Origin of the sequence: Pseudoalteromonas piscicida, from assembly GCF_002208135.1 — a bacterium.
Lineage (GTDB): Bacteria > Pseudomonadota > Gammaproteobacteria > Enterobacterales > Alteromonadaceae > Pseudoalteromonas > Pseudoalteromonas piscicida_A.
Map to the genome: position 1 here is coordinate 2,096,611 of NZ_CP021646.1, position 8,390 is coordinate 2,105,000.

Consider the following 8,390-nt stretch of genomic DNA (forward strand, 5'->3'; position numbering starts at 1 on the left):
CTCTATTATGGTTGAGTCAAAGGCCCGCATTATTTATTAGGCATGACCTAGCTAAATCCTTCACCGCAAGGTAGAAGAATAAACCGTCTAGTGACTTACTGTGGAAATGGTGTTTTTATGATGGGTTTTCACTTACACCACGATAGCGCAACTCCCAATATTGACGCATTCATCGACACACTGGCTCGCGCTTTTTGCTGTTCTGACACCAAAGCATTGTAAGATGCTAACAACTCTGGGATCTGCAAGGTATAAACATATTTCTCCATATTGCTGCCGTAATCACTTTGGATCAACATGGGTAAAGTCGAAATAAGAAACTCAACTTGCTCTGCTTTTGGCTGTATACCATTCCTACTTTTTTGAAAAATTAATTCCTGCCAAGTAAACACAATCGATAATTCTTTATCCTTTGCTGCACTTATCTGAGTTTTCACCGTATTCATATAGCGCTTATAGTTTTTCCACTGATTAGCAAGCAAATAGACATTTAATAGATTTAGCCCCGTATAACTCGCCTCGTATGATTGCTCAGCTTTTTGGTGATAAAGGAAAGCTTGCCTATATAGTCTTGCAGCATGCTGATATTCGCGCATATCAAAATAAACATTAGCTAAATTATTGTTAAGTGCCGCTTCCAGTTGTTCGTCTTTCACCTCAGACAATGTCGGCGCTAAAATACTGATTGCTTCTTCTAACTGCCCTGTTGTTCGATATAAAACAGAGAGGTTATTAACGATAAACGACCTTTGCTCGTGAGTTGAATACGTAAGTGCACATTCATAGTTTTTTTGCGCAAGTTCCGGCTTACCGATACGCCGATAATAAACCGCGAGGTAATTTGCAATTTGCCCTTTCTCAGACTGCAAATACGTAAGCCACTCAGAATTTTCGGAAAATAGCGCTACTATTTCACGTATTATGACAGTATCGTTTGTTTTAATTGCCGCCTCTAAACCGGCACGATGTAATTCATAGATCCCTTTAGAGGGCTGCGCTGGAAGTTTTGGTAATGAAGCTTCATATACCCGAGTTGCTTGTGTTGGGTTGGAGATGCTTAAATCTTGAATAACCTGCAATGTCTTAAACAATTCATCAGGGAGAGTACTGTCAGGGTAGAAACAACAATTAAGACTGGTAGCACTTTCGCTCTCCGATTTCCTGATTTAAAGTGATCATAGTGGAGCTTCTATTGGTTAGCAAAATGTCTAAGGATACACAAGCCCAAAAAGATGGACTCTATGACTATAAAATCTAAAACAGCGCTACAAGGTATTTACTCAATGCATAAAAACAAAGCAATTACACAGTCACAACGTAATAAAAAGATAGCACAGGCCATTGAGTATTTCACTTCAGGCCAAGACCAAGCGGCAGAGCAAGCATTTCAGCAGCTTTATCAAGAGCAGCCCACTCAACAAGTCATATTATATCTCGCACAATTAGCGCAGCGAAGACAAGCAGGAAGTGAGTGGATAAAACAACTTGAAGTACTGCGAAATAAACACCCAGATGTACCTGATTGCTACTATATTCTCGCGCGGAGCTATCAACAAAACCGACAACTAGCTATAGCCGCCCATACTTTCTATCAAGCTTTAGGATGGCGCTTACAGAATGACTCAGTGACAAATATAGCTGAAGTTCAATCATCCGCAGTACCAGTGCACGATAACCCTAGTTCAAATAAACTAACACCTGAGAACACATTGCACTTATTACTACAAACTTTGTCATCTTTAAAAGAAGCAGGGTTTTACGCTTTCCCTACGGCTGGTACTTTACTTGGGTTAGAGCGTGAAGGTCAACTCTTAGCAAATGATAAAGATATTGATATTGGTATCGACTGGTCTCACATGGAAAGCGCAATCGAACATTTACAGCACCTTGGCTGGCTGGAAGAAGCGCAATCCTATGGACTTATAAACCCTCGATGTTTTCGCCACCAATCAGGCTTGGTGCTTGACCTTTGCGGTTATGCCACAGAGCAAAGCACTGGAGACACAATATCAGGTTTATGGATGCAAGACATACCTTTTACTTGGAATAGGGTAACGCGTTTCTCTCCCATCCAAGTTGTGAGCATCAGCTCAACCGCTGGAGAAATTTGTTATCCCCAGTATCCAGAACAAATTTTACAAGCATTATATGGGCTGGAATGGGAAATACCTGACGCAAATTTTGATACCATCGTCTGCGCCCCGAATATTATTCAAGATTCCTACTTATATTACTGTTATGCCTACTCTCACCTCTACACTGAGTGGAAAAAAGGCAACTTCAAAAAAATGCATGCCATGCTTAAGGTGCTAATAAAATTCAAGCCGCATGACAGTCTTTTAAAGAATCTTATGCAGTTCGTACAGCAACAAATGAGCTCACTGCAGATGCGCCGTGTTTTAGCGCTTGGTTATTTTGACCTGCTTCATCCTGGTCACTTAACGTATTTGTCGTTAGCGAAATCACACGGAGACTACTTAGTTGTTGGGGTCGCACCGGATGCTTTTGCGTTAAAAAGTAAGGGGCGAGCGCCAGTAATGGAGCAAGACGAGCGCTTAAGTATTGTTAAGGCATTAGCATGCGTAGATAAAGCGGTTTTAGTCGGTGCACCAATGGCTGATACTGAGCGAGCAGCCAATTGGATCATACAGCAAAGAGTAAACCTTGTGATATGTGGTGATGAATGGCAACACACACCCCGCTGGCAGGCATTGGAAACAGCTTTAGCACCACACAATATTCGGGTCGTTTATATCCCTTATACCCAAGGAATTTCTAGCACTAAAATTAAAGAAAGAATACAAAACTTAAATGAGAATTAACGCTGTGTATCTGGTGGGAGCGAGTGTTGAAACGGGCTTTGATGTACATGTTTTTTTGCCAGAACTTCATTGCAAGCCATCGGCGGATAAACCACCTCCCACCATATTGCACTGTGCTTATGCTGTGGTAGGAGCGAGTTTACCTCGCGAGGTTTTTTAAATCGCACATAGAAAAAACCCGTTGCATTGCTGCAAAGGGTTTTGATGTACATGGATGTTCGAATGTCGATGAAGTTCATGGATGCACGCTTTTCATCAACCTCTTATTTGGCCCTGGCTCGCTACGAAGTAGGATGTTCTCATTTTTTTCAATAGAGAGTCATACCATTAAGTAATGATTTGTGATCTAATTGTATTTATTTTCCAACTGACAAATAAACTTTGAATACTCATACTTCTGTCGAACTTTTCAAGTTAGCTAAATCAGAAAAAGACGCGCGTAAAAAGATCCGTTATTTAGCGGTCGCGCACTACCGTGATAACCACAATAAAACACAAATTGCTGCCATGCTGCATGTCAGCAGAAGAATGGTAAATGAGTGGGTGAAGCGCTACCTTAACGAGGGGCTCACTGGCCTTGACGCTAAAAAACCTATCGGTAAACGTTGTTATTTAAACGATGCGCAACAGAAACAACTGTGCCAGTATATTGAAAAATACAGTCAAAATGACAACGGTGGTAGGCTGACAGGGTATCGTATAAAGCAATACATTGAAGATGAATTTAACGTCTCTTACCACCCTAATGCGATTTATAAATTATTGGAAAAATTAGGCTTTAGCTGGATAACTAGCCGCTCTCGCCACCCGAAACAGTCCGAACAAGTTCAGCAGGACTTTAAAAAAACTGCAAACGGAATTGATCAAAACGATCCCGCTATTTATCAACCTGAATGACGTGGATATCTGGTTTCAAGACGAGGCCAGATTTGGTCAGCAAAACACCACGACACGCCTTTGGGCAAAAAAGGGAACCCGGCCTAGAGCAGTCAAACAACAACAGTTTGATTATGCTTATCTATTTGGCGCTGTGTGCCCTTCAACAGGACAGACTGAAGCACTCATCACACCATGGGTGAATATGAGTGTCATGAAACAGCATTTGCAACAAATATCTGAGAAGACAGCACCTGGACGGCATGCTGTTGTGTTAATGGACGGTGCAGGATGGCATCAGGGATCACTGGTAACTGATATTGATAATGTCTCCATTATCAAACTCCCTCCTTATTCACCAGAGCTGAACCCAATAGAGCAAGTATGGAGTTGGCTGCGTCAGCATCATTTAGCGAATCGTTGTTTCAAAGGTTATGAAGATATTGTTGAGAGGTGAGCGTGCAGCGAACCACACCTAGAGCTTAACATTCCAAGGCAGTAAACTGTTGATATCACAGTCTGGTTGAGCAAGTTCGTTTAAACAATGCATCACATAGTCGAATGGCGTGAGGCCATTTGCTCTGGCTGTCTCGATCACGCTGTAAAGGATTGCGCTACTCTCAGCGCCACTTGTGGTGAAGCTAAACAGCCAGTTTTTTCGGCCTATGACGAACGGTTTAATAGCGCGTTCTGCCCGGTTATTGTCTATCTTTAGGTGTCCGTCGTCGAGGTAGCGAATAAGTTTCGGCCATTGTCTTAGCGTGTAGTGGATAGCCTCGCCTAGCTTCGATTTCGGTACCACTGTTTGTGCTGATTTTTCTAACCAGGTTTTAAACTGTGCCAGCAGCGGTGTGCTTTGTTTTTCTCTCGTTGCTTGTTTTTCTTGAAGACTCATGCCCTTTATTGCTGTTTCAACCCGATATAGTTTTTGAATATGGTTGAGCGCCCAGTTCGCCTTGCCGGTTTTACCTTTGGCCTGCGCATCCGCAGCTTCTTTGAACTTGCGTCTTGCGTGTGCCCAGCAACCAACCAGTGTCGCTTGTGTTTGTTCGTAACCTGCATAACCATCAACTTGCAGATAGCCGTTGTAGCCCTTTAAAAATGCCACAGGACAGCGACCCGCGCGACTATTCTGATAGTCGAACAGGGCGATATTGGGGATGCTTGCCTCTGGCGCAGGCGAGTCCGTGCCGCTGCAATACAGCCACATGTAATTAGTTTGTTTGTCTTCTTTCACCACCTTAACCGTGGTTTCATCGGCCTGTATCACCGGTTGCTGTAGCAACACGTCGTGCAGCCTGTCGTAGAGTGGTTTGAATAAACTGGCACAGCGGATCATCCAGTCTGCCATGGTGCGTCTGCAAAGCGCGATACCATATTGTTTGAACAGGCTTTCCTGCCGATACAGCGGTAAACCGTACTGATATTTGCTGGTGATGATCTGGCTGAGCAAACTCGCCGTGGCAATGCCTTTCGGGATTGGACTAGGTGGTACAGGTGCTTGCACTATCCTGATCTGGGTTTGCGTTTTTTCACACTGTCGGCAACTATATTTTGGCCTGACATGTTCAATGACTTTGACTTGGGCCGGGATAAACTCCAGTTTTTCGCTCACATCCTCGCCCATTTTGTGCAGCTCACCGCCACAACAGCCACACTGTTTGTTGTCGATGTCATGGACAACACGCTCGCGGGGGAGGTCTTTTGGCAGAGGCTGGCGCGTTGGCTTTTTACGCTGATATTCGATGGTTTCAACGTCTTGCTCTGGCACCTCTTCAACCAGCGTTTCGGCTTCATTGAACAAGTCAGCTTGCGCCGGATGCGACTCACTGCTGGCCCCGAAGCGTTTTTGCTGGGCCAGTATGAATTGTTCTTCGAGGTAGTTATTACGTGCCTGAAGCTGAGCAATGATCTCTTCTTGCTTCGCTAACTGCTGGCGTAATACATCAAGTTCGTTTTGCATGAGTGTTACTTTACCAGCAGATTAACTGTTTTTAAATTAATAACTTAGATTATTTTACGTTCAAAAAGTCGCTGTTATGATCATACGTTATAACCATAACTGAGTGGCTTATGAGCAATGACGGACAAGCCTGACAGTAGCCATTGCCACTGCTCGGCAGTCAGCGTAATGACGTCATCGTCTTCTTTGTCTGGCCATTTAAACTTGTCTTTTTCGAGGCGTTTGTACCACAGTGCAAAACCGGTTTTATCCCAATAAAGCACCTTCAGCTTGTCCTTACTTTTATTGCAAAAGGCAAAGACGTTACCCGTCATTGCGGACGTTGCCATTGCTTGCTCAACAATCGCCGCAAGTCCATTGATGGATTTACGAAAGTCGACCGGCTGGCGATGTAAGTAAACCACTTTATTTTGCCAGCAGATCATGACAATGCCTTCAGCAGTGCTGCGAGCCAAAGGGTATCTGTTGTTGATGGCAGCAATACCGTGCTCTGGCCATGTTTGAGTTGCAACAACTCAGGTGGGGAAACTGACTCAGGTGCTGCAGGCTTAGCGGCAACAAAAGATGACTGAGGAGGTGTTTGCTTACGAATTTTGCTTCGGCGATTATAAAAAGACTTGATACTGAGGTTGTGTTGCGTGCAGAAGTCACTAACAGACAACCCACTAAGCTCCTGCTGTTCGAAAAGTTGCAGCCATTGCTGCGCGGTCTTGTGTTTAGGCATGTTCCACTCCGAATTGAGATCAGAGCTTTACTTTATAAGTTGATAACATCCTGCTGCTAGGTGTGGTTTAGGCGACGGTTACGTTGAGAGTTGTAGTGAGGCTTGGAATGACTTTGTATCATGTACAAAACGAGTGGTTAAAATGTGTCAACGTGACTGGATAGAGGTGGGAAAAGTTAAGATGGATTGGTATAAGTTTTCGCCCGCGGCATCATAAAAGTGTTTTGCAATATCTTTATACCGTACTCTCCCGTTAAGGGAGAGGAGTCCATACATCTCCTACCATGTTGCACTGTGCTGATACTGTGGTAGGAGCGAGTTTACCTCGCGATGTGTTGATTGGCTTGCGAGGTTTTTTTAATCGCACATAGCAAAAAACCCGTCGCATTGCTGCAGCGGGTTTCTCTAATTGGCCCTGACGATGTTCTACTTTCACATGGGTAATCCACACTATCATTGACCGGGGCCGACCCTTCGGCTGTTTTGTTTCACTTCTGAGTTCGGCATGGGGTCAGGTGGTTCCAAAACGCTATGGTCATCAGGAAAATACTGTTTTTAGTTTTTATTTTTATATTAAATTTGGCCCTGGCGATGTTCTACTTTCACATGGGTAATCCACACTATCATCGACGCTGTTTTGTTTCACTTCTGAGTTCGGCATGGGGTCAGGTGGTTCCAAAACGCTATAGTCACCAGGAAAACTGGGGGCAAATGTCTAATGACATCGTGCCTCGCACGAGCATTCCATTTGCGCAAGGTGAACCGATTTCGCGATACCGCTGAGGTTGGTCACCTTGTTTAATTCTTAAATCCGGAAAAAGCTTATTAAATTCTTTTGTCTACTTTAGTCTATTAACTTCTGTCGCTTATAAACCATTTTGGCGTTGTATGGTTAAGCCTCACGGGTAATTAGTACGAGTTAGCTTAATGCCTCACAGCACTTCCACATCTCGCCTATCAACGTTGTAGTCTTCAACGGCCCTTCAGTTGACTCTAAGTCAAAGTGAGAACTCATCTCGAGGCTCGCTTCCCGCTTAGATGCTTTCAGCGGTTATCGATTCCGAACGTAGCTACCGGGCAATGCAATTGGCATCACAACCCGAACACCAGCGGTTCGTCCACTCCGGTCCTCTCGTACTAGGAGCAGCCCCTCTCAATTCTCAAACGCCCACGGCAGATAGGGACCGAACTGTCTCACGACGTTCTAAACCCAGCTCGCGTACCACTTTAAATGGCGAACAGCCATACCCTTGGGACCGACTTCAGCCCCAGGATGTGATGAGCCGACATCGAGGTGCCAAACACCGCCGTCGATATGAACTCTTGGGCGGTATCAGCCTGTTATCCCCGGAGTACCTTTTATCCGTTGAGCGATGGCCCTTCCATTCAGAACCACCGGATCACTATGACCTACTTTCGTACCTGCTCGACGTGTCTGTCTCGCAGTTAAGCTTGCTTCTACCATTACACTAACCGTACGATGTCCGACCGTACTTAGCAAACCTTCGTGCTCCTCCGTTACTCTTTGGGAGGAGACCGCCCCAGTCAAACTACCCACCAGGCACTGTCCTCAACCCCGATTCAGGGGCCTAAGTTAGAACATCAACACTACAAGGGTGGTATTTCAAGGTCGGCTCCACACAAACTAGCGTCTGCGCTTCAAAGCCTCCCACCTATCCTACACATGTAGGGTCAATGTTCAGTGCCAAGCTGTAGTAAAGGTTCACGGGGTCTTTCCGTCTAGCCGCGGGTACACAGCATCTTCACTGCGATTTCAATTTCACTGAGTCTCGGGTGGAGACAGCGTGGCCATGGTTACACCATTCGTGCAGGTCGGAACTTACCCGACAAGGAATTTCGCTACCTTAGGACCGTTATAGTTACGGCCGCCGTTTACCGGGGCTTCGATCAAGAGCTTCGCCTAAGCTAACCCCATCAATTAACCTTCCGGCACCGGGCAGGTGTCACACCGTATACGTCATCTTACGATTTTGCACAGTGCTGT

The 8,390-nt window shown here is 45.0% G+C and carries 7 protein-coding genes and 3 rRNA genes (1 of these 10 running past the window's edge); 3 read left to right on the plus strand and 7 right to left on the minus strand.

Features of this window, described 5'->3' with window-relative positions; translation table 11 throughout:
* Positions 1 to 128: 128 nt before the first annotated feature.
* Positions 129 to 1,079, minus strand: coding sequence for a tetratricopeptide repeat protein (locus tag B1L02_RS09800; RefSeq protein WP_232003060.1), 951 nt, complete (start codon positions 1,077 to 1,079; stop codon positions 129 to 131).
* A gap of 162 nt (positions 1,080 to 1,241) precedes the next feature.
* Between B1L02_RS09800 and B1L02_RS09805 the strand changes: the two genes are divergently transcribed.
* The 3 genes from B1L02_RS09805 to B1L02_RS24915 all read left to right on the plus strand — a co-directional run bounded on the left by B1L02_RS09805 (position 1,242) and on the right by B1L02_RS24915 (position 4,155).
* Complete coding sequence (locus tag B1L02_RS09805) at positions 1,242 to 2,822, plus strand: adenylyltransferase/cytidyltransferase family protein (RefSeq protein ID WP_223192045.1); 1,581 nt, start codon at positions 1,242 to 1,244, stop codon at positions 2,820 to 2,822.
* Positions 2,823 to 3,203: 381 nt separating this feature from the next.
* Complete coding sequence (locus tag B1L02_RS24910) at positions 3,204 to 3,719, plus strand: IS630 family transposase (RefSeq protein ID WP_100053029.1); 516 nt, start codon at positions 3,204 to 3,206, stop codon at positions 3,717 to 3,719.
* Positions 3,682 to 4,155, plus strand: a complete 474-nt coding sequence (locus B1L02_RS24915; RefSeq protein ID WP_157757232.1) for an IS630 family transposase — start codon at positions 3,682 to 3,684, stop codon at positions 4,153 to 4,155. The genes B1L02_RS24910 and B1L02_RS24915 overlap by 38 nt, the downstream gene beginning before the upstream one ends.
* Positions 4,156 to 4,173: 18 nt before the next feature.
* On the opposite strand, the gene tnpC is transcribed toward B1L02_RS24915, so the two are convergent.
* The 6 genes from tnpC to B1L02_RS09850 form a co-directional block, all read right to left on the minus strand.
* Complete coding sequence (gene tnpC, locus B1L02_RS09825) at positions 4,174 to 5,661, minus strand: IS66 family transposase (RefSeq protein ID WP_088530886.1); 1,488 nt, start codon at positions 5,659 to 5,661, stop codon at positions 4,174 to 4,176.
* An 80-nt stretch (positions 5,662 to 5,741) separates the two neighbouring features.
* Positions 5,742 to 6,086: an IS66 family insertion sequence element accessory protein TnpB gene (tnpB, locus tag B1L02_RS09830; protein ID WP_088530845.1), complete on the minus strand. Its 345-nt coding sequence runs from the start codon at positions 6,084 to 6,086 to the stop codon at positions 5,742 to 5,744.
* Entirely contained in the window at positions 6,083 to 6,385 is a 303-nt protein-coding gene (gene tnpA / locus B1L02_RS09835) for an IS66 family insertion sequence element accessory protein TnpA (protein WP_088530887.1), read from the minus strand. The genes tnpB and tnpA overlap by 4 nt, the downstream gene beginning before the upstream one ends.
* Before the next feature lie 413 nt (positions 6,386 to 6,798).
* A 5S ribosomal RNA gene (gene rrf, locus B1L02_RS09840) occupies positions 6,799 to 6,928 on the minus strand.
* Positions 6,929 to 6,968: 40 nt separating this feature from the next.
* Positions 6,969 to 7,082, minus strand: a 5S ribosomal RNA gene (gene rrf, locus B1L02_RS09845).
* A 191-nt stretch (positions 7,083 to 7,273) separates the two neighbouring features.
* A 23S ribosomal RNA gene (locus tag B1L02_RS09850) occupies positions 7,274 to 8,390 on the minus strand (it continues 1,767 nt past the right edge of the window).

Coding starts and splice junctions, on each gene's coding strand:
- B1L02_RS09805 (WP_223192045.1), top strand. CDS start 1,242: ATGACTATAAAATCTAAAACAGCGCTACAAGGTATTTACTCAATGCAT.
- tnpC (WP_088530886.1), bottom strand. CDS start 5,661: ATGCAAAACGAACTTGATGTATTACGCCAGCAGTTAGCGAAGCAAGAA.
- tnpB (WP_088530845.1), bottom strand. CDS start 6,086: ATGATCTGCTGGCAAAATAAAGTGGTTTACTTACATCGCCAGCCGGTC.
- tnpA (WP_088530887.1), bottom strand. CDS start 6,385: ATGCCTAAACACAAGACCGCGCAGCAATGGCTGCAACTTTTCGAACAG.